Origin of the sequence: Pseudomonas putida (assembly GCF_050990305.1) — a bacterium.
Classification (GTDB): Bacteria; Pseudomonadota; Gammaproteobacteria; order Pseudomonadales; family Pseudomonadaceae; genus Aquipseudomonas; species Aquipseudomonas putida_AH.
In genome coordinates this window covers 1,520,979-1,543,531 of the sequence record NZ_CP158817.1, presented here as the reverse complement: position 1 = coordinate 1,543,531, position 22,553 = coordinate 1,520,979, and the positions used below count along the sequence as shown (strand labels likewise).

At 58.3% G+C, this 22,553-nt stretch carries 26 protein-coding genes and 1 tRNA gene; 9 read left to right on the top strand and 18 right to left on the bottom strand.

The genetic code is table 11. From position 1 onward, the window contains the following. Positions 1-6: 6 nt before the first annotated feature. On the bottom strand, positions 7-504 hold the full coding sequence (locus ABTV22_RS07165; protein ID WP_433739205.1) for an MFS transporter: 498 nt from the start codon (positions 502-504) through the stop codon (positions 7-9). Between the two features lie 204 nt (positions 505-708). Here ABTV22_RS07165 and ABTV22_RS07160 point away from each other — a divergent pair, with 204 nt between their 5' ends. Next, positions 709-2,763, top strand: a complete 2,055-nt coding sequence (locus ABTV22_RS07160) for a S9 family peptidase (protein WP_433739204.1) — start codon at positions 709-711, stop codon at positions 2,761-2,763. Between the two features lie 189 nt (positions 2,764-2,952). Then, positions 2,953-3,426 carry a cyclic nucleotide-binding domain-containing protein gene (locus tag ABTV22_RS07155; RefSeq protein ID WP_433739203.1) on the top strand — a complete coding sequence of 158 codons (474 nt, stop codon included), beginning with the start codon at positions 2,953-2,955 and terminating at the stop codon, positions 3,424-3,426. Here ABTV22_RS07155 and ABTV22_RS07150 read toward each other — a convergent pair. Continuing rightward, entirely contained in the window at positions 3,423-3,713 is a 291-nt protein-coding gene (locus ABTV22_RS07150) for a hypothetical protein (protein WP_433739202.1), read from the bottom strand. The two genes, ABTV22_RS07155 and ABTV22_RS07150, sit on opposite strands and share 4 nt — an antisense overlap. A 95-nt stretch (positions 3,714-3,808) precedes the next feature. Between ABTV22_RS07150 and ABTV22_RS07145 the strand changes: the two genes are divergently transcribed. From ABTV22_RS07145 to ABTV22_RS07130, 4 genes are all read left to right on the top strand, one after another. After that, positions 3,809-4,495: a spermidine synthase gene (locus ABTV22_RS07145; RefSeq protein WP_433739201.1), complete on the top strand. Its 687-nt coding sequence runs from the start codon at positions 3,809-3,811 to the stop codon at positions 4,493-4,495. Positions 4,496-4,544: 49 nt separating this feature from the next. Continuing rightward, entirely contained in the window at positions 4,545-4,916 is a 372-nt protein-coding gene (locus ABTV22_RS07140; protein WP_007944009.1) for a YajD family HNH nuclease, read from the top strand. A gap of 183 nt (positions 4,917-5,099) precedes the next feature. Then, the gene (locus ABTV22_RS07135; protein WP_046816778.1) at positions 5,100-5,570 is read left to right on the top strand and encodes an RNA methyltransferase; all 471 of its coding nucleotides are present in this window, start codon (positions 5,100-5,102) and stop codon (positions 5,568-5,570) included. 84 nt (positions 5,571-5,654) lie between these two features. Then, positions 5,655-6,032 (top strand): YgaP family membrane protein, encoded by a 378-nt coding sequence (locus ABTV22_RS07130; RefSeq protein ID WP_433739200.1) that lies wholly within the window; start codon positions 5,655-5,657, stop codon positions 6,030-6,032. Between the two features lie 121 nt (positions 6,033-6,153). On the opposite strand, the gene ABTV22_RS07125 is transcribed toward ABTV22_RS07130, so the two are convergent. Next, complete coding sequence (locus ABTV22_RS07125) at positions 6,154-7,383, bottom strand: hypothetical protein (RefSeq protein ID WP_433739199.1); 1,230 nt, start codon at positions 7,381-7,383, stop codon at positions 6,154-6,156. A 143-nt stretch (positions 7,384-7,526) separates the two neighbouring features. After that, the gene (locus ABTV22_RS07120) at positions 7,527-7,976 is read right to left on the bottom strand and encodes a YcgN family cysteine cluster protein (protein WP_433739198.1); all 450 of its coding nucleotides are present in this window, start codon (positions 7,974-7,976) and stop codon (positions 7,527-7,529) included. A gap of 280 nt (positions 7,977-8,256) precedes the next feature. Between ABTV22_RS07120 and ABTV22_RS07115 the strand changes: the two genes are divergently transcribed. Beyond that, positions 8,257-8,850 (top strand): nitroreductase family protein, encoded by a 594-nt coding sequence (locus tag ABTV22_RS07115; protein WP_433739197.1) that lies wholly within the window; start codon positions 8,257-8,259, stop codon positions 8,848-8,850. Between the two features lie 111 nt (positions 8,851-8,961). Here the strand turns inward: ABTV22_RS07115 and ABTV22_RS07110 are convergent, their stop codons facing one another. The 13 genes from ABTV22_RS07110 to dapA form a co-directional block, all read right to left on the bottom strand. Continuing rightward, positions 8,962-9,894 carry a D-2-hydroxyacid dehydrogenase gene (locus tag ABTV22_RS07110; RefSeq protein WP_433739196.1) on the bottom strand — a complete coding sequence of 311 codons (933 nt, stop codon included), beginning with the start codon at positions 9,892-9,894 and terminating at the stop codon, positions 8,962-8,964. Positions 9,895-10,014: 120 nt separating this feature from the next. After that, positions 10,015-10,308 (bottom strand): YcgL domain-containing protein, encoded by a 294-nt coding sequence (locus ABTV22_RS07105; protein ID WP_433739195.1) that lies wholly within the window; start codon positions 10,306-10,308, stop codon positions 10,015-10,017. Continuing rightward, positions 10,305-11,438 carry a ribonuclease D gene (gene rnd, locus ABTV22_RS07100; RefSeq protein ID WP_433739194.1) on the bottom strand — a complete coding sequence of 378 codons (1,134 nt, stop codon included), beginning with the start codon at positions 11,436-11,438 and terminating at the stop codon, positions 10,305-10,307. The genes ABTV22_RS07105 and rnd overlap by 4 nt, the downstream gene beginning before the upstream one ends. A gap of 123 nt (positions 11,439-11,561) precedes the next feature. Next, on the bottom strand, positions 11,562-12,224 hold the full coding sequence (locus tag ABTV22_RS07095) for a class I SAM-dependent methyltransferase (protein ID WP_433739193.1): 663 nt from the start codon (positions 12,222-12,224) through the stop codon (positions 11,562-11,564). A gap of 72 nt (positions 12,225-12,296) precedes the next feature. Further along, a complete protein-coding gene (locus ABTV22_RS07090) occupies positions 12,297-13,946 on the bottom strand; it encodes a phosphoethanolamine transferase (protein WP_433739192.1) in 1,650 nt (549 codons plus the stop codon). A gap of 223 nt (positions 13,947-14,169) precedes the next feature. Beyond that, positions 14,170-14,535 (bottom strand): 5-carboxymethyl-2-hydroxymuconate Delta-isomerase, encoded by a 366-nt coding sequence (locus tag ABTV22_RS07085; RefSeq protein WP_433739191.1) that lies wholly within the window; start codon positions 14,533-14,535, stop codon positions 14,170-14,172. Positions 14,536-14,592: 57 nt separating this feature from the next. After that, a complete protein-coding gene (locus ABTV22_RS07080) occupies positions 14,593-15,519 on the bottom strand; it encodes a LysR substrate-binding domain-containing protein (RefSeq protein ID WP_433739190.1) in 927 nt (308 codons plus the stop codon). A 179-nt stretch (positions 15,520-15,698) separates the two neighbouring features. After that, the gene (locus tag ABTV22_RS07075) at positions 15,699-15,890 is read right to left on the bottom strand and encodes a YegP family protein (protein ID WP_433739189.1); all 192 of its coding nucleotides are present in this window, start codon (positions 15,888-15,890) and stop codon (positions 15,699-15,701) included. A gap of 398 nt (positions 15,891-16,288) precedes the next feature. Next, positions 16,289-16,378, bottom strand: a tRNA-Ser gene (locus ABTV22_RS07070). Between the two features lie 84 nt (positions 16,379-16,462). Then, entirely contained in the window at positions 16,463-17,176 is a 714-nt protein-coding gene (purC, locus tag ABTV22_RS07065) for a phosphoribosylaminoimidazolesuccinocarboxamide synthase (protein WP_433739188.1), read from the bottom strand. 28 nt (positions 17,177-17,204) lie between these two features. After that, on the bottom strand, positions 17,205-17,963 hold the full coding sequence (locus ABTV22_RS07060; RefSeq protein WP_433739187.1) for an MBL fold metallo-hydrolase: 759 nt from the start codon (positions 17,961-17,963) through the stop codon (positions 17,205-17,207). A 4-nt stretch (positions 17,964-17,967) separates the two neighbouring features. After that, a complete protein-coding gene (bamC, locus tag ABTV22_RS07055) occupies positions 17,968-19,083 on the bottom strand; it encodes an outer membrane protein assembly factor BamC (protein ID WP_433739186.1) in 1,116 nt (371 codons plus the stop codon). 17 nt (positions 19,084-19,100) lie between these two features. Further along, positions 19,101-19,979, bottom strand: coding sequence for a 4-hydroxy-tetrahydrodipicolinate synthase (gene dapA, locus ABTV22_RS07050; protein WP_433739185.1), 879 nt, complete (start codon positions 19,977-19,979; stop codon positions 19,101-19,103). Between the two features lie 327 nt (positions 19,980-20,306). Here dapA and ABTV22_RS07045 point away from each other — a divergent pair, with 327 nt between their 5' ends. After that, a complete protein-coding gene (locus ABTV22_RS07045; protein WP_056856013.1) occupies positions 20,307-20,867 on the top strand; it encodes a glycine cleavage system protein R in 561 nt (186 codons plus the stop codon). Between the two features lie 10 nt (positions 20,868-20,877). Further along, on the top strand, positions 20,878-21,351 hold the full coding sequence (locus ABTV22_RS07040; RefSeq protein WP_433739184.1) for a peroxiredoxin: 474 nt from the start codon (positions 20,878-20,880) through the stop codon (positions 21,349-21,351). A 120-nt stretch (positions 21,352-21,471) separates the two neighbouring features. On the opposite strand, the gene ABTV22_RS07035 is transcribed toward ABTV22_RS07040, so the two are convergent. Continuing rightward, positions 21,472-22,542, bottom strand: coding sequence for an AI-2E family transporter (locus ABTV22_RS07035; RefSeq protein WP_433739183.1), 1,071 nt, complete (start codon positions 22,540-22,542; stop codon positions 21,472-21,474). Positions 22,543-22,553: the final 11 nt, after the last annotated feature.

Sequence of the window (22,553 nt, the reverse complement as noted above, 5' to 3'; positions counted from 1 at the left end):
GCCAGGTTACAGGCGGGGCTCGACCCGCATACGCTGAGGATTGCTCGGTACAGGCGGACGGCCATAACGATCGTCCCCGGCACCGCCGAACGTATGCACTTCATCCGGTTCGTCAGCAAGGGCCGCGGCTTTCGCGGCGGCGGCTTTTTCCTTGCGCGCCTTGGAAGCACGTTCGATGGGAAAGCGGATCGCCACGAACACCAGATAGATGCCGAAGGCGATCATGCCGTACATGAACAGGTCGGAAATCGCCCGCCATGCGTTATTACCGACCTTGAACAACAGGTCCAGGGCCGTAATGGCGATGGCCGGGGCAACCTTTTCCTTTACCGGGTCGATAATGGTCGGGCTAAACAGCAAAACCGCCATCAGCAACCGCAACGGCTCACGCAGCCAGCGCCACATCCAGCGGGTAATGCGCATCCACACCAACAGGCAGCCCAAAGCGGCAAAGGCGTAGAGGCCCCAAGCGATCAGATAGTCGTTCTCGGTCATGGTGTCCATGGCAAGGCAGGCAAAGAGGCGCTTATGATAACGGCTTTTCGCCCGTCAGGCTGCATCAATGCCTGTGTAGGAGCCGAGCTTGCTCGCGATGAGGCCATAACAGTCAACATTGATGTTGCCTGCCCCGACGCTATCGCGAGCAAGCTCGGCTCCTACAATGACCTCTGTAATGCCCTTATTCCGTACATTGTTCGAGAACCATTCATGTCCTTATCAGCGAACGCCACCCTCCCCCCGATCGCCCAAAAGGCTGAAGGCGCCGACCCGTATGCCTGGCTGCAGGAGCGCGATACCGCTGCCGTGCTCGATTACCTCAAGGCCGAAAACAGCTATCAGGAGGCGCAAACCGCCGATCAGGCCGACTTGCGCGAAACCCTGTTCGAGGAGATCAAGGGCCGGATACTCGAAACCGACCTGTCCCTGCCCTCACCGTGGGGGCCCTACCTGTACTACACCCGCACCACGGCGGGTGATGAATACGCCCGGCACTACCGCTGCCCCCGTCCGGCCGACGACAGCCTGCAACTCGATGAAAGCCGGGAGCAACTGCTGCTCGACCCGAACGTGTTGGCCAACGGCGGTTTCTTTTCCCTCGGCGCCTTCAGCATCAGCCCGGACCACCAGCGCCTGGCCTACAGCATCGACTCCACGGGCGATGAGATCTACACCCTGTTCGTGAAGGAATTGTCCGACGGACGCGTCAGCGAGTTGGAGTTTCAGGACTGCGACGGCAGCATGACCTGGGCCAACGACAGCCTGACCCTGTTTTTCGGCGAGCTGGATGACACCCATCGCCCGCACAAGCTGTTCCGCTATCGCCTGGATGGCACCGCGGCCGAAGAAGTGTTCCATGAGCCGGACGGCCGCTTCTTCATGCATTGCTACCGTTCCAGTTCCGAACAGCAATTGTTGCTGTCCCTGGGCAGCAAGACCACCAGCGAAGTCTGGGTGCTGGATGCCAATCAGCCGCAGCAGGCCTTTACCTGCATCGCGCCCCGGGTCGAGGACCATGAGTACGACGTCGACCACGGCGCGCTCGATGGCCAATGGACCTGGTTCATTCGCACCAACCGCGACGGCATCAATTTCGCCCTGTACACCGCAGCCGATATTGGAGAGGCACCGACCGAGGCCGCCTGGCAGAACCTGATTCCCCATAGCGATACGGTCATGATCGACGGCATGAGTCTGAACGCCGGCGCCATGACCTTGAGCCTGCGTGAAGGCGGTTTGCCGATCATCGAGGTCCATCCACAGGATTTGCCAAGCTACCGGGTGCAACTGCCGGACGCTGCCTACAGCCTGCACGTGCAGAACAGCCTTGAGTTCGTCAGCGAACGGATTCGCCTGCGCTACGAAGCGTTGAACCGTCCGGCGCAGATCCGCCAGCTAGAGTTGGTCAATGGCGAGCAGAAAGTTCTCAAGGAAACCCCGGTACTCGGCCCGTTCGACGCCGATGCCTACATCAGCCAGCGCCTGTGGGCGACCGCGCCTGACGGTACGCAAGTGCCGATCAGCCTTGTCGTCAAACGCGAAGCCATGGGCAAGCCGACGCCCCTGTATTTGTACGGCTACGGTGCCTATGGCGAAAGCCTCGACCCTTGGTTTTCCCACGCACGCCTGAGCCTGCTCGATCGCGGCATGGCGTTCGCCATTGCTCACGTGCGCGGCGGCGGCGAGCTGGGTGAAGCCTGGTATCGCGCTGGCAAGCAGGCGCATAAACACAACACCTTCAGCGACTTCATTGCCTGCGCCGAGCATCTGATCGCCAATGGCTTCACCACCGCGCCACAACTGGCGATCAGCGGTGGCAGTGCCGGTGGCCTGTTGATCGGTGCAGTGCTCAACCAACGACCAGAGCTGTTCGGCGCTGCAATTGCCGAAGTGCCATTCGTCGATGTGCTTAACACCATGCTCGACCCGGATTTGCCACTGACCGTCACCGAATACGACGAATGGGGCAACCCCGAAGAGCCGGACGTCTACGATCGGATCAAGGCTTACGCCCCGTACGAAAACGTCTGCGCACAGGCGTACCCCGCGACACTGGTGATCGCCGGCTACAACGACAGCCGCGTGCAGTACTGGGAGGCGGCCAAGTGGGTGGCCAAATTGCGTGCGACCAAAACCGACAGCAATCCTCTGCTGCTCAAGACCGAACTGGGCGCGGGACATGGCGGAATGAGCGGCCGATATCAGGGATTGCGTGACGTAGCGCTCGAATACGCATTTTTGTTCAAGGTTTTGGGCATTGCGTGAGGAACTTGGCCTGATGTGCAAGTCTTACAACTCACCACAATAACCTTGTAGGAGCGAGGCTTGCCCGCGAAGAGGTCGCAGCATTCAACATCAATGCTGGCTGAGAAATTGCCTTCGCGGGCAAGCCTCGCTCCTACAGGGGCAATGTCAAACCTGCAAAATCAGACACAACAATAAAGATCGCCCGACATGTCAGAACCCACTTATCTGAACAACGAAATTCGCGACTGGCTGATGGATTGCGGCCTGTTCAATCAAATGCTGCCAGCGGACTTCGCCGCAGCCTCGGGCTATTTCAGTATCAGCACCATTGCCCAGGGCGAAGAGATTTTCCATGAGGGCGATGCCGGCAGCTTCATGTGCATCATCCACACCGGTCAGGTGGCCGTGCAAAAGACCACCAGCGATGGCCAGCTGGTGACCATTGCCACCTTGCGCAGTGGCCGCTCCTTCGGGGAGATGGCTGTGCTCGATGGCGAACGCCGTTCGGCCAGTTGCGTGGCGGCGAGCAACTGCCAGTTGCTCAATCTGGGCAAGGACTCGCTGGAAAAGATGCTCAACGACGCGCCGAAAATCGCCGCCAAGATCATCCGAGCACTCGCCGTTTCCCTCTCCAAGCGCCTGCGCATGGCCGACGGGCAACTGTTATCGCAGCAGGTCTAACCGCCGGGCGACTTGACCTTGGGCGGGTTCTGCTCGATCCCCGGCACCGGTTGATCCTTGCTCGGCGGGCTCGGCCTCTCGATAGGAACCAACGGTGGACCGCCGCTGCCGGGCCCGACTTTCGGCAGTGGCGCGGGTGTGATTTGTGGATACGGCGTGGGTGTCGCGGTGCCAGGCGAACCGGGCATCGGTGCGGGACTGACGGGCATGGCCTGCAACTGTTGGGCCTGCACTGCAGTAATCGAGAGCGCGGCCAGGGCAATGACCGTTAGAATGGTGCGCTTCATCAATGGCTCCGTTGGCCTTGTTGTCATTTGCAGGCTACTCCCAACTGTGGGTGTTTGCCTTCCCCCTGCTGCCATTTTCTCCTCAAGTGAGCCCCATGAAACGTTTCGTTCTGCTCGACACCACGCCTATTCCCGAGAACGGCGGTGCCCTGTGCCTGTTCGAATACGGCGAGGATTTCGTCATCAAGATTCAGGGCGGTGACGGAGGGCAACTGATGAATACGCGCATGCACGGCTCCGAAGATGCCCTGGCCGAAATCCCTTGCCGCAAGGTGGCCGGCCGCCCCGGCTCGCGGGTACTGATTGGTGGACTGGGCATGGGCTTCACCCTGGCCTCGGCGCTCAAGCACTTGGGCAAGCAGGCTGAAGTGGTGGTCGCCGAACTGGTTCCGGGCGTGGTTGAGTGGAATCGTGGACCTTTGGGTGAAAAAGCCGGCAACCCATTGCAGGACCCGCGCACCGTCATCCGCCTGGAAGACGTGGCCAACGTGCTACAAGCCGAGCCACAGGGTTTCGACGCGATCATGCTCGATGTCGACAACGGCCCCGAAGGCCTGACCCAGAAGGCCAACAGCTGGCTTTACTCCGCTGGCGGCCTGAGTGCCTGCGCCAAGGCCCTGCGATCAAAAGGCGTGTTGGCGGTCTGGTCAGCCAGCGCAGACAGGCATTTTTCCGACAAACTGAAAAAAGCTGGCTTCAAGGCCGAGGAAGTACAGGTCTTCGCCCACGGCAACAAGGGCACCCGCCACACCATCTGGATTGCCGAGAAGCTCAAGGGCTGAGCTAAACTCTGTTGTAGAACCGTCATTAGTCTTTTACAAAGGTGAACCCATGAGTTCGTCCACCCCAACCAACACGTCGAAGCTGGACCGCATCCTGGCCGACAACCAGCGCGACAAAGAAATGGGCTACCGCGACAAGGCCCTGAAAATGTACCCGCACGTCTGCGGTCGCTGTGCCCGTGAATTCTCCGGCAAGCGCCTGAGCGAACTGACCGTGCACCACCGCGACCACAACCATGACAACAACCCGCAGGACGGTTCGAACTGGGAGCTGTTGTGCCTGTACTGCCATGACAACGAACACTCGCGCTACACCGACCAGCAGTATTTCGGCGAAGGCTCGCTGAGCACGCCGAAGATTGCCAAGGCGACGCATAACCCATTTGCCGCGTTGGCCGGGTTGATGAAGAAAGAAGACTGAAGATTTTCGCTGGACATGCAGGCCTCTTCGCGGGCAAGCCTCGCTCCTACAGGGATTGCGCAAAACCTGTAGGAGCGAGGCTTGCCCGCGATTGCAATCGGCTGAAGACCACCAATCTCAAACTGAACACCCCTCCCCCAATCCCCGTATAATCGCGCTTTTTTCCCGAAAGGCACCCCGCTCGTGGCAGACAAACGGTACAGCTGCATTGGTTTGTATAACCCCAAATCACCGGAGAATGTCGGTTCGGTGATGCGCGCCGCTGGCTGCTATGGCGTGGCGTCGGTGTTCTACACCGGCAAACGCTACGAACGCGCCGCCGACTTCGTCACCGATACCAAGCGCGTCCATTACGATATCCCGCTGATCGGCATCGACGACCTGAAGAAAATCCTGCCCCTGAACTGCGTTCCGGTCGCCGTGGAGCTGGTCGATGGCGCTCGCCCGTTGCCCGAGTACACCCATCCGGACCGTGCGCTGTACATCTTCGGCCCGGAAGACGGCTCGCTGGATAAAGAGATTCGCGATTGGTGCGAAGACGTGGTCTACATTCCGACCACCGGCTGCATGAACCTGGCCGCCACCGTCAATGTGGTGCTGTACGACCGCATGGCCAAGGGCCTCAATACCCGTTCGGGGCCGAAATTCCGCTGAGTTGCGACACATTCAGTGGAACCCGCTGACTGTCCCGGCAGTCAGCTGACTATCCATGACAGAACCGACGCCTGGAGACAGATCATGAGCGAACTCAAACGTGTAGAACGCATCGAATCCACCCCGTTCCAGACTCATGACAACCACAACGTTCAGGGCTGGGAGCGCATAGGCTCACTGGCCGGTGGAGCGGTGATGGTGGGCAAAGGCCTGCGTCGTGGTGGCCTCTTCGGCTTGATTCAAGTGGCCATCGGCGGCGTAGCGCTGGCGCGCGGTATCACGGGCCATAGCTCGGCGAAAAGCCTGCTGGAAAAGAGCCGCCAGGACATGGATAACGTGCGGGCGAAAATCCAGCGCGCCGCTGAAGATTTGAATCGCTTGAAGGCCAATGCTGAAGCGGCGACCAAAACCGCGACGGTCACCGGTAATGACTCGTTGGAATCGCCGAAAGCCGGGGTTTGAGCCGGATAGTTCAGAGGGGCCTCTTCGCGGGCAAGCCTCGCTCCTACAGACGTTGTGTCGACTGCAATATTTGTGAACAACACAACGCCTGTAGGAGCGAGGCTTGCCCGCGAAGGCGATATTACTGAAGCAACTCGGTATCAAGCACTTTGGAGGAATCGCCAATCACGCTTTCCGAGAGCTGCACAAACTCCTTGGTATCCACGCTCCCCAACCGCATCGCCCCGCGTAACACGTCATCCAGCGAACGCTTGTTGCGGGTCTTCAGGCGAATCTCGCGATCCAGCTCCTGCAACAACACCACCGCTTTCGAAATCTGCGCCGGGTTGAGTTGCTCGCCGCGCAAGGTGGTGACTTTCTGCCCTTCCTTCACCAAACGCCCCTGCAAGTTCTGGAAGCGCTCGTCACTCATGCCGCCGGCGCGGCGTATCAGTTCGATGGCGTAATACTGGGCAAAGCCTTCGCTGATCCAGTCACTGCGCTGCCGGTCATTGATCTGCCCGAACAGCTGCGCCAACTCGCGTACCACCGCACTGGTGCCGCTTTCGCTGACCAGCGGCAAGCGGCTGTTCAGGTAAATGGACTCGTGCGCTGCCAGGCTGCCGCGCCACATGGGATCGTTGGCGCCGACGATCAACAGCTTGGTGGGATGGCGAGGAAACACGGCTTGCACTTGCGGCCAGACAAAGGTCAGCAGCGTCAGCACATCCATGCGCCGCATACCTTGGCCCTGAGGCGAGGCCACGGTGACTTCGGTTTCTCCCAGGCGGGTACGACGACTGCCAAGTTGGCCTGCGAGCATCCAGCCAGTGGGCCGATCGAACAATCGGGAGACGTTGTCGATGCGAAACTTGTTCTTGCCGATTCGCGGCCAGGCGGTTTCGACGCTTTTCCAGCCGCTGGGCAATTCGAACTCGAGGCGCGATACCAGCTCGGTGCCGTCCTGTTGGTCAATTTTGGCGGGCGGCACCAGATCGTCACCGCGCAACAACGCCCAAGTCGGGGTCATGCGCGTATCGAAGCTGCCGCTCTTGCGGCCGTGACTGATGCGTACGCGATAGGTCAGGCTGGCCTTGTCGGCGGCTGGGTGCCAGACACCACGGGCCTGTTTGCCCGGTGTCAGTTGCCACTGGCCGTCGGCCTTGAAATCGCTGTAATGGCTGCCGTCGCCAAGGTCGAAATCCAGATAACGAACTGCCGAGCCTTGCGCCAGGGTCAGGCGTACTTCAGCCTGGTCGCTTTGCGGCAACAGCCGCACGTGATAATCCAGATCGACCTTCTTCGCCGCCCACACAGGCGAACTCAGGGTCAGCAATCCTACGACCAACGCTCGCCGCCATCCCACAGCCATACACACTCCTAGTGTGGCGAGCGAGCTTGCTCGCGCTGGGCTGCGTAGCAGCCCCAAATTATTGTGATCACTTGCGACTTTGTGAGTGCTCCGCACTCAAGCGGGAGCGAGCTCCCTCGCCACATAGTCAATAGCAATGACAATTAGCCCGCCCGGAAAATCAGATGATCCTCCCAATCCTCTTCCGACACGCTGCCTTCGGCGAGCATGCGCCCAGACTGGGAAATACGCTCATGATGCACCGCCTCGCGATCACCGCACACCAAGTGATGCCACAGGGGCAGGTCCTTGCCCTCGCTGACCAGACGATAACCGCAGGTCGGCGGCAGCCATTTGAACTCGTCAGCCTTGCCCGGCGTGAGTTGGATGCAGTCCGGCACCGACGCGCGACGGTTCGCGTAATCGCTGCACTGGCAGGTTTTCAGGTCCAGCAACTTACAGGCGATACGGGTGTAATAGACGCTGTTATCGTCTTCATCTTCAAGCTTTTGCAGGCAGCACAGGCCACAACCGTCGCACAGCGATTCCCATTCCTCCTGATCGAGTTGATCGAGGGATTTGCGTATCCAGAACGGTTCGACTTTAGCGGCCATGGTTCAAACATCTGCATCAGGTGGTGAAAAGGCCGCCAGTCTAGTGCCAGCGGCTCTGTGGGCCAAGCACTGGCGACTGCCGGTAGATCGGGGCTTGTCAGTTTTTGCATCGCCAAGTAGCTTTGCCAGTCGCAAGGAGCCAAACCTGCATGCCATTAACGCTCGACCGCGTTGCATTGCGGTGAATCGCCACGGCTCTCGACAAACCTTATCGCCCAGCTCAACTGTGCCCGCAGGTTTCTGACGTCCCTCACGTTCAAACGTAGCAAGGAATCTCTTGATGAGTGCAAATCCACGCATTGCCGATTACGCCATCCACCCTCAGTTCACCGATCGCTGGTCACCTCGCGCCTTCACGGGCGAAAGCATCCCCGAAGAAACCCTGCTGAGCTTCTTCGAAGCCGCGCGCTGGGCACCGTCGGCGTATAACTCGCAGCCATGGCGCTTTCTCTACGCGCGCCGCGACACGCCGAACTGGGAGCGTTACCTGGGCCTGCTGAACGAATTCAACCGCAGCTGGGCGCAACATGCCTCGGCCCTGGTGATCGTAATCTCGAAAACCACCTTCACGGCGCCCGGCGCCAGCGAAGAAACTCCGGCTCTTTGGCACACCTTCGACACCGGTTCGGCCTGGGGTCACTTGGCACTTCAAGCGAGCATCAGCGGCTGGCACACCCATGGCATGGCCGGCTTCGATCAGGAACTGACCCGCAAGACCCTGAATATTCCAGAGGGCTATGCCCTGCACGCCGCCGTGGCGATCGGCAAACTGGGTGACAAGGCGAGCCTGGCCGAGTACCTGCAAGCCCGTGAAGAACCAAGCACGCGTCGTCCATTGAGCGAGTTGGCTACCGAGGGTGATTTCACCCTCTAAACCACTGTAGGAGCCGAGCTTGCTCGCGATGGCGGTGTAACAGTCAACAATGATGTTGAATGTGATGGCCCTATCGCGAGCGAGCTCGGCTCCTACGGGTTCAGCGTAGGTTCAATACCCGCGCTTGAAATCCACTTCCCCGCGCAACCCCTCTCCCGCCTGATACGCCCGCAGGTTCTCGACAAACAGTTTCACCATGAGTGATGGCGAAGTCGGTGCCGAACTGTGGCCGGTCAGCAGCAGCCCCCAGGCGGTCCAGAACGGGTGACGCTGCGGCAATGGCTCCTGACGGCAGACGTCAATCACCGCCCCCGCCAGATGCCCTTCTTTCAGGGCTTCCACCAGATCCGCATCGACCACCGCCACACCGCGACCGACGTTGATGAACAACCCGGTCGGTTTGAACTGCCTGAACAGCGGTGCATTGTAAATATCGTGGGTGTGCGGGGTATTTGGCAGCAGATTGACTACGTAATCCACGTGACCAACCAAACGCGGCAAATCAGCCAGCGAGCCGACTTCGACAAACGGCGCCTGCTCCCGTGATTCACTGGCAATGCCATACAACTCGACACCGAAGGGGGCAAGGAACTGCGCCACCGTCTGGCCGATGTCACCGGTACCGACGATCAGCACCTTGCGACCCGCCAGGCTCTGGCCATGGCGACTGTCCCATTTGCGCTCGACCTGGCTGACCAGCCGCGCCAGCACTTCGCGTTCGTGTCCGAGCATGTAGGTGAGCACGTATTCGGCCATGACCTGACCGAAAATCCCCACCGCGCGGGTCAAGCGATAGTTGCGCGCAAGACCATCGGCAAGCAGCGGTGTGATGCCTGCCCAGGTCGATTGCAGCCACTGTGGCTGGTGGCCCTGTCGAAGCAGGGTCGCCAGCAAGTCGGGTTGGCCGAGCCAGACCGAACATTCGGCGGCCTGACGAGCCAATTCGGCGGAGTCACCGCTGGTCAGCACATCCAGCTCTGGCGCAGCCTCGCGCAGCAGTTGGGCGTACACAGGGTGGTCGTGTTCAGCAATCAGAACGCGCATGCTTCAACCTTTCAAAAAACGCTGCAGACGACCGCCGACGCAAGACTGTTGCATCGGTGCGGCCACCGCCAAAATCATTCCAGTGTTTTCACGAAGGCTCTGAACAGAGCCTGCCTGGCATCAGACCGGGTCGTTGCGTCGCAGCAACTCTTCCGGCAAGTGCTCGATGTACTCTTCTTCGGCCGGCGGCATTTGCAGGTGGTAACCCTGCTTGTCGAGGTTTTCCAGCACGACGGTGATGTCCTCGCGCGACAGCTTGCGCTCGGGGGTGAGCACCAGGTCGAAAGCGTGGATGGCCTTGCCGAAGGCAGCCATCAGCGGCTCCGGCACACGCTCCAGTGCGTCGCTTTTGAGCACATAGAGGTACATCTCGTTTTTCTTCGAACTGCGATAAATGGAGCAAATACGTTTCAAGGCTGTTCTCCGGCGGTGGCCAGGCTGTCGAGCAGTGCCTGGCCCATCAATTCGCGGCGCCAGCCACGCAGCGAATCAGGCAATAGGTAAGGACCATTGGGGAAGCCGCTCTTGAGCAGCGCTTCCAGGGTTTTCTTGCGTAGCATCAGTTCGGGCGCAATGTTCAGGCGCTCAGCCTCGCTCTGGCCAATGGCCTTCATCTGTTTGAGCAAGGCAGCGGCATCCACTGGCAGTGGCTCCGGCACGGCGGGCGGCCATTGATCAGGAGGCACATTGCCCGAGCGCTTGATCAGATCAAGCAGAAATTCACCGTCCTGGCGCACGGTACGCGGGTGCATGTCTTCGATTTTCGCCAATGCTCCGAGATTATCCGGTTGCGTGCGCGCCAGTGGCCACAGCGAATGTTCACGGATGATCCGATTGCGCGGCAGATCACGAGCACGGGCCTGTGTCTCGCGCCAGGCACAGAGCTCACGCAAAACAGCGAGTTGGGCACGGGACAGCTTCCAGGCGAGCTTGGCGTCGCGATAGACCTCATACGGGTCAGTCTCGCGGCGCAGGTTGGCGACCAGCTCGGCGCCGTCTTCCAGCACCCAGGCGTATTTGTCATCGGATAGCTTCGGACGAAGCGCTACGAAAACCTCCGCCAGGTGCACGGCATCTTCGGCGGCATAGCTGATTTGCGTGTCGGAAAGCGGACGTTGCAGCCAGTCGGAACGGGTTTCGCCTTTGGGCAAGTCGATACCGAGCACCTCCTGCACGAGTCGCGAATAGCCCATGGAAAATCCCAGGTTCAGGTAAGCGGCAGCCAGTTGTGTGTCGAACAACGGCGCGGGCAGGCTGCCGGTCAGGCGCAGCAGGACCTCCAGGTCTTCGCTGCAGGCATGGAGGACCTTGACCACCGCCGGGTTTTCCAGCAACGCCGCAAGGGGTTGCCAGTTGTCGATCGTCAGAGGGTCAATCAGGTAGGCGCGCGAGCCATCGCCCACCTGTAGCAGGCCGGCAATCGGATAGAAGGTGTCGACCCGCATGAATTCGGTGTCGAGGGCAACGTATGGCAGCTGCCGCCACTCGGCGCAAAACCGAGCGAGGCTATCGTTGTCGCGAATCCAGTGAATATCGATGGCCACACGGCTCTCCCTTGAAGAATGGCGCGCAGTATATATCGCTACCGGCGATTTCCGCGCATCCACTGAACAAGAGCTTTAGCGAAAATACCTTCTAAACAAAAAGAATAGTCCGACAAATCTGAGTTAACCGACCTTACGCAGCACGTAAACCCGCATTGGCGCGAAGACGGGGAAAAACTCCTGGTGACTGATCACTTGAAAGCCAGCCCGCTTGAACTCGGTTTCCACTTCACACTTGCTCGCCATGGGGCGGCCTGCAAGCCCTTCCGCCTCTGCTTGCCGGGCTTTGAAACGACGTCCGGCCCGTACCGCCACGATCACCGTATCGCGACTGACGCGGTGGAACTCGTCGAGCAACGCCAAACGATGCTCAGGATTGGCGATATGCTGAAACAGTTGCATGCAAAAAATGCAATCCACCGCATTTTCCGGAAGGCCAATGTTGAAGGCTGAACCTTGAAAGGTTCTGATCCGTTTCAACAAATTCTGTGGATGATGGGTTCGGGCATGGTCGAGCATGTCCTGGGAGGGGTCGGACGCCAGAATCACCCGATTCCCATACTCGGCCAGCATTGGCCAGAAACGCCCAACACCGCAGGCGACATCGAGGATCAACCCCGGCTCACCCGCGACCTTGAGCGCATGGCGTACCAGTTGCTCCTCACGCCAAAGTGCCAAACGCCCGGCCAGGTTCTGCTGCCGCGGCTGTAAACAGACGCGGGCGTGTTCCTGCTCGTAGCGCCGAGCAAACTCAAGCTCAACGGCGGTCGGGGACTGGGCAGACATGTTCAATCGCTCTTTGAGATCGCTTGACAGGCCGCAGGTCGGCGGCCGCTGCGTGAAAGAAAATCAGGCACATCATTCCTTGGCCAACACGCCGTCATTCGCCGCGCCACGGCATCCGGCAAACATATCCAGATCCTGGTTGTAGACCTTGCTGTTGACCTCCAGCAGACCCAACATCGAATGGAACAGGTTGTCCTGGCTCAGGGGTTTTTCACGGCTCAGTTGCAGGCAATGGGTGTCCACCGAAAACGACTTCTGATAGCTGTCGGAGAACCAGGCCAGCATCGCCACATGTTTCTGTTGCTCCGGCGCCAGCATGTAAGGCGTGCCATGCAGGAACAGGTTGTATTCGCCCAGGGATTCGCCGTGGTCCGACAGATACAGCATCGCGGTATCAACTTTGTTCTGGTTATTACGCAACAGATCGATCAGTGTCGACAGCACATGGTCGGTATAGACCAGCGTGTTGTCATAACCATTGACGATACTTTCGCGACTGCAATTGTTCAGCGCGTTGCTTTCACATACCGGCGTAAAGCGTTCGTACTCTTTTGGGTAACGCTTGAAGTACTCAGGGCCATGGCTGCCCATCTGGTGCAACACCAGAACCGTGTCTTTATCCAGGTTATCGATAAAGTGCTGCAGGCCTTGCAACAGGATTTCATCGCGGCATTCACTATTGGCGCACAACGCCGGGTCTTTCAAATCACTGACATCGTCAAGGGTCACCCGGTCGCAAGTGCCTTTGCACCCGGACTGGTTGTCACGCCAGATAACATCAAGACCCGCACGCTTGAGCACGTCCAACAGGCCTTCTTCATTTTTTGCCTTACTGGCGTTGTAATCCTTGCGACCCATATTGGAGAACATGCAAGGCACCGATACGGCGGTTTCCGTACCGCAGGAATGCACATTGGTAAATGCGATCAAACCTGCCTCTTTACTGAGCTTTGGCGTGGTATCGCGATCGTAGCCAAGAATGCCGAAGTTCTCGGCCCGGGCACTTTCACCCACCACCAACACGGTCAGGGACTTGCGGCCATGGTTTTGCCAGGCAGGATTTCGCTGAGCGTCCTCACCGACTTTGACAAAGGGTTGGTGCACAGAGGCGACTTGTTCACGCAAGTAACCGAAGGAGGCACCGATGTAGTTGCTCGGCACGACCATCAAGCGCAATTCATGGTGATTGCGAAACAACGACGAAAGCCCTTGATAGTTAACTAGCGCTACGCCGCCAATGACCGCAGCCGACGCCACGCCCACCAGAACTTTACTTAATAGTTCGCGATGCCAGCGACGATAGTTGATCGGAGTTTTCCACAACAACCACGACGGCAAGACGCCCAACAACACAATATAAATAAACAACTTAATCGACAGCAATCCACGCACTTCCGTGGCATTGGTCTCAGCAAAGTTGCGCAGCATCCCGGCATCGATCAACACGCCGTATTGGCTCATGAAGTACGCCACGCCAGCGCTGACCATGAACAAAAGCGTCAGGAGAGGCTTCATCACGGGACGGAACGCCAACAAGGTAAGCACGATGTTGAAGGCCGCCAGGATCATCGCTCCGAATGCCAAGCGCATGACGATGCCTTGGCCATCTGCCGCGGTAATTTCAAACAGGTGTTGCCACAACACTAGATTGAAGGCGGTCAATAGAAAGGCGCTGGCAATCAGTGTCACCCATTCCGGGCGCACGGCTTTAATCTTCAACATTGTGATCGGCTGGTCCTGAAAAGAAGTGCCATCGGCAAATGTGAAAATTTCATTTACCCGTGGCAACACTCACTGTAGGCAGCCGACCATCAATTTTTTGTGAAAAAGAAGCCAACGATTGGTTGGCCTAGTAGATTTCGGTCAAAGCGCCAGATTATTTGACAATGATTCAGCTCGGGTTCAGGACACCGCGACTGATACTCCATCGCGAGCAGGTTCGCTCCTACACACCGATGGCCGTCTTGGTGTAGGACTCACGATCGATGTCGAGGAGCTCTACACACAGTTGGACTTCAACGCCCGCCGGCCATTCACACAGTTCCTTCACTACCGCCAGCAGGCTTTCGGACAGCTGCCGTTTGATCTGCGGCGAACGCCCACTCAACAGCGCCAACTTCACATGCACGAACGCCCGCTCTGCCAATGCAGTGCCGACCTTGAATGTCTCGATCTTCACCGCGCGACTCTTGATATCGAATTCGGCGCCGAACTGGCCAGAACCCACCAACGTGTTATTGAGCCGCATCAACGCCACATCGGCATTCAGACCAGGCAAGTTAGCGGTGTACTCCAGGTGCAGGTGAGGCATGGCATTACTCCTGTGGGTCGGTAAAAAAACTCGTCTATAAACAAAGCGCAGCCCCGCTCATTGGGGCAGCGACAGCAGATTGCGCTCTCCCATGAACGCCTCAAGTCGTGAACGCAACCAGCGCTCGGCGGGATCACTGTCGACATGACTGAGCCAGACCATGGAAAGCTCAAGCGTCGGGGTCTTGAAGGGAAAAGGTTCCTTGTACAAATGCCCGGACGCCGCCATGGCCTCGGCCGTGTAATCCGGCAGGCTGGCAATCAGGTCGGTCCCGGCGAGCAACGCCGGCAACGAACTGTATTGCGGCACCGAAAGCACCACCTGACGCGAACGGCCGATCTGCGCCAGCCATTCATCGGCAAACCCACTGACATTGGCGATATGAGACACCAACACATGGGGCCGCGAACAATACTCGTCGATGGTCAGCGGCGTATCGGATGCATCGGCACGCAGCACACTGGGATAGATATGGCGCAATAATTTGCGCTTGGCATTGGCCGGCAGGCCACGGCTCTGGGAAATACCTACCGTTATATCGCCGGACGCCAACAGATCGGAAATCCGCCAGTGGTCGACATTCTGCACCACGAATACCACCTTCGGTGCTTCCTGGCGCAGCGCGTGCAACAACGGCGGCAGCAGTCCGTACTCGACATCGTCAGACATACCGATGCGAAAGGTCATGGTGCTGCTGCTCGGATCAAAGTCATGGGTCAGGCTCAACGCCACCGACAAGGAGTCCAGCGCTGGCGACAAATGCCGAAAGATCTCTTCGGCCCGCGCTGTCGGCTCCATGCGATGACCGACGCGAATGAACAACGGATCGTTGAACATCGTACGCAAGCGATTGAGCGCCGAACTGATGGTGGGCTGACCAAGAAACAGCTTCTTCGCCACCTTGGTGACATTACGCTCAAGCATCAGCGCTTCAAACACCACCATCAGATTGATGTCGGCCTTGCGTAGTTCGTTGCGATTCATCCATTGCCCCCGCGCCCGTTCACTACCGACAGTTTAGGGACGTGTCGCAATCGACGTCTATGCGACTGAAGGAATGCCTCAAGCATTTTGCGTTTAATGCAAATGCGATCACACGAGGGCTCCCAAAAGACTTCTATGACTAGAAGCTGCTCTGAGCGAGCAGCTTCATCGCTCAAAACCTAGATTTCCTTGATCGGCGTCTGATCGCCAGTTCCTTTGATCAAACTGATTGCATGTACACAATCAGACCTGTTGACGTAAGCCTCGCCACTGGCAATCGTTTCATGATTCCCCGCGCGTAAACGCCAACGCCACTGACCTTTACCGGTCAGAAGGGTGCCACGGGTTTGCCTGTATATCTCAAAATACATTGTTCGCTCCTTGCGATTGCGGGTGATGGCAGATCAGTGATCGGCGAAAAACAGGGTAGTAGAGGATTTTCGTAGCTGGAGTGTTTGAGTGTCAGGGGGTATTTCACCAGGGAAAAACCTGGATCGCCGGGTGCCCAATGGATTCGGGGGTGGTAAATCGCACGACTGGGATCAGTAACTTTTCTTCTGTATTGGCATACTTTTCTTACGCGAGGAGACTGCTGATCCGACATTGCTCGATACAGTATCCCGCTCAAGAACAAAAGCAAAAGATCGCAGCCTTCGGCAGCTCCTACACCGGTTCCTGTAGGAGCTGCCGAAGGCTGCGATCTTTTATTTTCGGGGTGCAAACAAAAAAGCCCCGAAGCTTATTCAGCTACGGGGCTTTTTCTATGTAATGGCGGAGAGATAGGGATTCGAACCCTAGGTACCCGCGAAGGTACAACGGATTTCGAATCCGTCCCATTCGGCCACTCTGGCATCTCTCCAACGGCGCGCATCATAACAACACTTTCGCCGGAAGCGAACCCCCTTTCGCGAAATATTTCTGTGCTATCAGATGCTTGCGTCGATTAAAGCGGTACACCCAGGCGATTGGCCACTTCTTCATAGGCTTCGATGACGTCACCGAGGCCCTGACGGAAGCGGTCCTTGTCCATCTTCTTCTTGGTGTCCTTGTCCCAGAGGCGGCAGCCGTCCGGGCTGAATTCGTCGCCCAGGACGATGGAGCCGTCGCTGAATACGCCGAATTCCAGCTTGAAGTCGACCAGCAGCAAGCCAGCGTCGTCAAACAGTTTGGTCAGCACTTCATTGACCTTGAGCGACAGTTCTTTCATGCGAGCAAGTTGCTCTACGGTGCCCCAACCGAACGCCACAACGTGGGATTCGTTGATGAACGGGTCGCCCTTGGCATCGTCCTTCAGGAACAGCTCGAAGGTGTAAGGGTTGAGCTTCATCCCCTCTTCAACGCCCAAGCGCTTGACCAGGCTACCGGCGGCGTAGTTACGCACGACGCACTCGACCGGGATCATGTCCAGCTTCTTGACCAGGCACTCGTTGTCGCCCAGCAGCTTATCGAATTGGGTCGGTACACCGGCCGCTTCGAGTTTCTGCATGATGAAGGCGTTGAACTTGTTGTTCACCATGCCTTTGCGATCGAGCTGTTCGATACGCTTGCCGTCGAACGCCGAGGTGTCGTTGCGAAACAGCAGGATCAAGCGGTCAGCGTCATCGGTCTTGTAAACCGACTTGGCTTTGCCGCGGTAGAGTTCTTCACGTTTTTCCATGATGGGCTCCGCTTGCTAAGTTGATGGGCTAGGCGATGTGTCGCCAGTCGAGCCCTGAATCTTGATCGGCCAATTGCAGCCAGTCCGGGTCGCACCCAAGGGTGTCGACAAAACATTGCCGGGCCAGCTGCGGCAGGTTGTTCTTGCTGCTCAGATGGGCCAGGACCAGGTGTTGCAGGCCTTGCCAGCCCAACTCGGCCACCAGGAATGCCGCCTGGTGGTTGTTCAAATGTCCCAGTTCGCCGCCTACCCGCTGCTTGAGAAAGTATGGGTAGTGACCACGAGCCAGCATGTCACGGCAATGGTTGGCCTCGATCATCAATGCATCGAGATCCCGATAGCCGTCCAGCACCTTGTTGCAATACGACCCCAGGTCGGTCAGAAGGCCAAAACGCCGCTCACCGTCACTGAACACATATTGCGTCGGCTCCTGCGCATCATGGGCCACGGCAATGACGCCAACGCTCAAATCGCCGATCTGCAGTTGCTCACCGCCCGCCAGAAAGCCTGCGGGTTCGATGGGCTTGCGCATGCCACGCAAGGTCCCGCGACTGAGGTAGACAGGCAGATTGTAGCGCCGAGACAGCAAACCCACGCCATGCACGTGGTCGGCATGTTCGTGGGTTACGAGTATCGCGCTCAGCTGCGCAGGGTCGACACCCAGGCGAAGCAGGCGTTTTTCGGTTTCCCGCAGGGAGAAACCACAATCCACCAATACAAACGTATCAGCGCTGGCTATCAGCGTGCCGTTCCCTTGGCTACCGCTGCCGAGAACGGCAAAACGCATGTGATCAGCCCAGATTGTCCTGAATCACAGCCAACACTTTACGCGCCACGTCAGCCGGCGCCACGGTGTTGATGTTTTTCTCCACGGTCACCTGGACGCTATCACCCACCTTGCTCAGGCGAACCTGATAACGCTCGGCGCGGGCTTCAAGCTCTTCCTTGTTCGGCTTGCTGCCAAACAGGCTGCTGAAGAAACCTGGCTTGTCGTCCTTCTTCTCGGCCTTTTCGGCCAGGTTGATGTAGTACAGGCCCAGGCTGCGGTTGATGTCCTCAACTCGCCATTCGCCCTGTTCCAGCGCACGACCGACGCTCGACCAGGCACGATCCAGGTCGGAACCGACGTTCAGGACAGGGTTACCGCTGCCGTCCACGCTCAGGCTGACACGGCTTGGGGTGTCGAAATCACGGGAAGCCAGCATGGAAACTGAACCGCCCTTCTCCGAGATACGGCTCATGCTCGCGAGCATGTCGTCAACCAGAGCGGCGTCCAGGCCAGTGTTGACCGAACGATTGGCGAAGGCGACGTCATCGGTGCTTCCCGCAGGGCGCTCGGCGCTGACCACATAGACTTCACTGGTGTTGCGCTGCACGCCAGGCTCGATACGTACCCGTACACGAGTCTCGCTATCGGTGCCGACGCCCGCCGCGCTCAGGCGCTTGGCCATGGCTGCCGACAGTTCATCGGAATGCTGCCAGGTCGTGGTGAACTCGCCGGTCTGCGGGCGCTGTTCATCCAGGCGGAAACCGTTGTCCTGGAAGAACTGCACAGCCACGGGCCAGACTTGAGCCGGAGGGTTTTGCGCAAGGATCGAACGCGAATCGCCGCTCTTTTGCAAGGAGTAGGCGCTGGCATCGGCAGCCGCCGTCAGTGGCAGCGGCCGAGGGACAACGTACTCACCCTTCACCGTGTCATCGGCCACGTTGCGCGGGATCGGCAATAGCGGGTCCAGACGCTTTGAGGTCTGGACATCCGGTGGCAGTTGCATCGGTGCAGTTTGTTGCGCGTCCAGGTAATCGCTACCACGGTCACGGAAATAACCTTCCGGGCCCCAGATCCATCCGCAGCCACTGGTGCTGGAGATAATCAAGGCAAGTGCGGAAAGTCCGGCCATTCGCTTCATGCGTTGTACTTCCTCAATTAAACCAGGACGCCGGACAGGCGCATGGCCTGGCGCAGCGGTTCGTGACATTCGGCGCTGAGCCAGGTGAGCGGCAGACGGATACCGTCCGGCATCAAGCCCATTTCGTGCAGCGCAAATTTCACGGGAATAGGGTTGGATTCGATAAACAGGGTTTTATTGAGTGGCATCAGCTTTTCATGAATGGCACGCGCCTTCTCGGCGTCACCGTTCAGGGCAGCGATGCACAGGTCGGCCATCTCGCGCGGAGCGACGTTGGCGGTAACCGAAATATTGCCCTTGCCGCCCAGCAGGATCAGTTCGACTGCGGTGGCGTCGTCACCGGAGATTACCAGGAAGTCGCTGCTGACACCGTCGATGATGGCTTTGGCACGCGACAAGTCGCCGGTGGCTTCCTTGATACCGATGATGTTCTTGACGGTCGACAGACGGATCACAGTCTCAGCCTGCATGTCGCACGCGGTGCGACCTGGCACGTTGTAAAGGATCTGCGGGATGTCGACGGCTTCGGCGATGGCCTTGAAGTGCTGGTACAAGCCTTCCTGGGTCGGCTTGTTGTAGTACGGAGTGACCAGCAGGCACGCATCGGCACCGGCGGTCTTCGCATTGGTCGTCAGCTCGATGGCTTCGCGGGTCGAATTGGCGCCAGTACCGGCGATGACCGGAATGCGGCCATTGACCTGCTTCACTACGCGACGGATGACTTCGATGTGTTCGTTCACATCAAGGGTGGCCGATTCACCTGTGGTGCCGACCGCCACGATGGCGTGGGTGCCGTTTTGCAGGTGAAAGTCCACCAGTTTGCTCAAGCTATCCCAGTCGAGACGACCTTGTGCATCCATGGGAGTGACCAGTGCCACCATACTGCCCGCAATCATGCAACCGCTCCTGCCGGAAAAAGAGAGCCGTAATGGTACTGGCGCCAAGATGCTTGCACAAGCGAAGTACTGCGCTGCCGCCATTCCCCTTGGCGCCGCTTTTCGCTACCCTTCAGACTTTGATCGTTACCGAAAGGCTCGTACATCGGGTTTCAGCCTCCATTTTCGACCTCATAAGCCCATTCCAGCGTTGCCACCGCTTGCTCCTGCCATACTGGAGTACGTTGCAACCTGCGCCTGACGCTTTGCGAGTTCGCATCCGCAGGTTTTCCCCCGGTAAATCGAGCCGACAGAAGTACCGACCGCTCATCGCTTTAGGAATGCTGCATGTCCACCCCCACAGTTCGCGAACAATTCCTTGTCATCAGTGCCCTCGGCGCCAACCCCATGGAGCTGACTAACGTTCTGTGCCGCGCCAGCCATGAAAACCGCTGCGCCGTGGTTACTTCTCGCCTGACCCGTCATGGCGAGTGCAGCGCGCTGGTCCTTGAAGTATCTGGTAGCTGGGACGCCCTGGCGCGCCTGGAAGGCAGCCTGCCCGTATTGGCAAAGCGGCACGCTTTCACCGTCAATGTGGTGCGCAGCGCCGCCCTGGAAAACCGTCCACAGGCGCTGCCTTACGTTGCCTACGTCAGTTCGGCCTACCGCTCGGACATCATCAACGAGCTGTGTCAGTTTTTCATGGACCACAACGTCGAGCTGGAAAACCTGACTTGCGACACGTATCAGGCACCGCAAACCGGCGGCACCATGCTCAATGCCACGTTTACCGTAACCTTGCCTGCCGGCGTACAAATCAGCTGGTTGCGCGATCAGTTCCTCGACTTCGCCGATGCGCTGAACCTGGATGCCCTGATCGAGCCGTGGCGCCCTCAAAACCCAATGTAAGGAAACTTTCATGGCCGTTGCCATCGACCAACCGGTTGCCGACTTCGAAGCTCCCGCCACCAGCGGGCAAACCGTCAACCTGGCGGCGCTCAAGGGCAAACAGGTGGTGATCTACTTCTATCCGAAGGACAGCACGCCAGGCTGCACGACTCAGGGCCAGGGCTTTCGCGATCAGCTTGAAGCCTTTAAAGCAGCCAATACAGAAGTGTTCGGCGTTTCACGGGACAGCCTGAAGTCCCATGAAAACTTCAAAGCCAAGCAAGCGTTCACTTTCGAGCTGATCAGCGACAAGGAAGAAGCGCTTTGCCAACTGTTCGATGTCATCAAGCTGAAGAAGCTTTACGGCAAGGAATACATGGGAGTGGACCGCAGCACGTTCCTGATCGACAAGAATGGCGTGCTGCGCCAGGAATGGCGCGGCGTGAAGGTGCCTGGGCATGTTGATGCAGTTTTGGCAGCTGCTCAGGCCCTGAACAAGGCCTGACCCCAAATTGTAGGAGCCGAGCTTGCTCGCGATGAGGTCCTCACATTCAACATCATTGTTGACTACAAGACCGCCATCGCGAGCAAGCTCGGCTCCTACAGAAGGATGCGATTTTTTTATCTAAAGCAGCGGCGCCACGATCGGTTCCTTGCGCGGCCACGCGTCCAGCACGGCTTTGAACAGGGTCGCCAGGGGAATCGCAAAGAATACACCCCAGAACCCCCACAATCCGCCGAACAACAGCACCGCGCAGATGATCGCTACCGGATGCAGATTGACTGCTTCCGAGAACAGCAACGGCACCAGCACGTTACCGTCCAGGGTCTGGATGATTCCGTACACCGCCATCAAATAGATGAACTGATCGCTCCATCCCCACTGGAACAACGCGATCAGCAGTACCGGCACGGTCACCACCACGGCCCCGACATAGGGCACAACCACCGATACGCCCACCAGCAACGCCAGCAGCGCCGCGTAATTGAGCTCCAGGACGACGAAAGCGACGTAGGTCACCCCGCCGCAAATGAAGATCTCGATGACCTTGCCACGAATGTAGTTGGCGATCTGCCGGTTCATTTCATGGGCGACACGAGTAATCAACGCTCGCTCGCGCGGCAGGTAACCACGCACCCACTGACCGATCATTGCCCGGTCCTTCAAGAAGAAGAACACCAGAATCGGCACCAACACCAGATAGATCATGATGTTGACCAACAGCGGCAGGCTCGACAGCGAGAACGTCAGCGCCCACTGCCCGAATTTGCCGATCTCGCCTCGCGCGACCTCAATGGCCTGCAACACCTGTTCGTCGGACACCAGATGTGGATAGCGCTCCGGTAGCAGTAACAACAGCGATTGCCACTTGGCGAGCATGCCGGGCAACTCGTTGAACAAGGTGATCAACTGATGCCAAAGCAGCGGTACCACGACCACCATGAACACCAGCAACACACCCATGAACAGTGCAAATACCAATCCCACCACTGCCCCGCCAGGCACACGCAGCCGCTCGAGGGTGAGCACCAATCCCTGCATCAGGTACGCCAACACCATCCCGGCCAGCACCGGCGCCAGCATACCGCCCAGCGTCAGCACAGCGGTGAACGCCAGAAATAGCAAAACAGCCAGAACCACAGCTTCTTCATCCGAGAAGTAGCGCTGAATCCAGTCGCGTAACACTTTGAACATCAATAATCCTT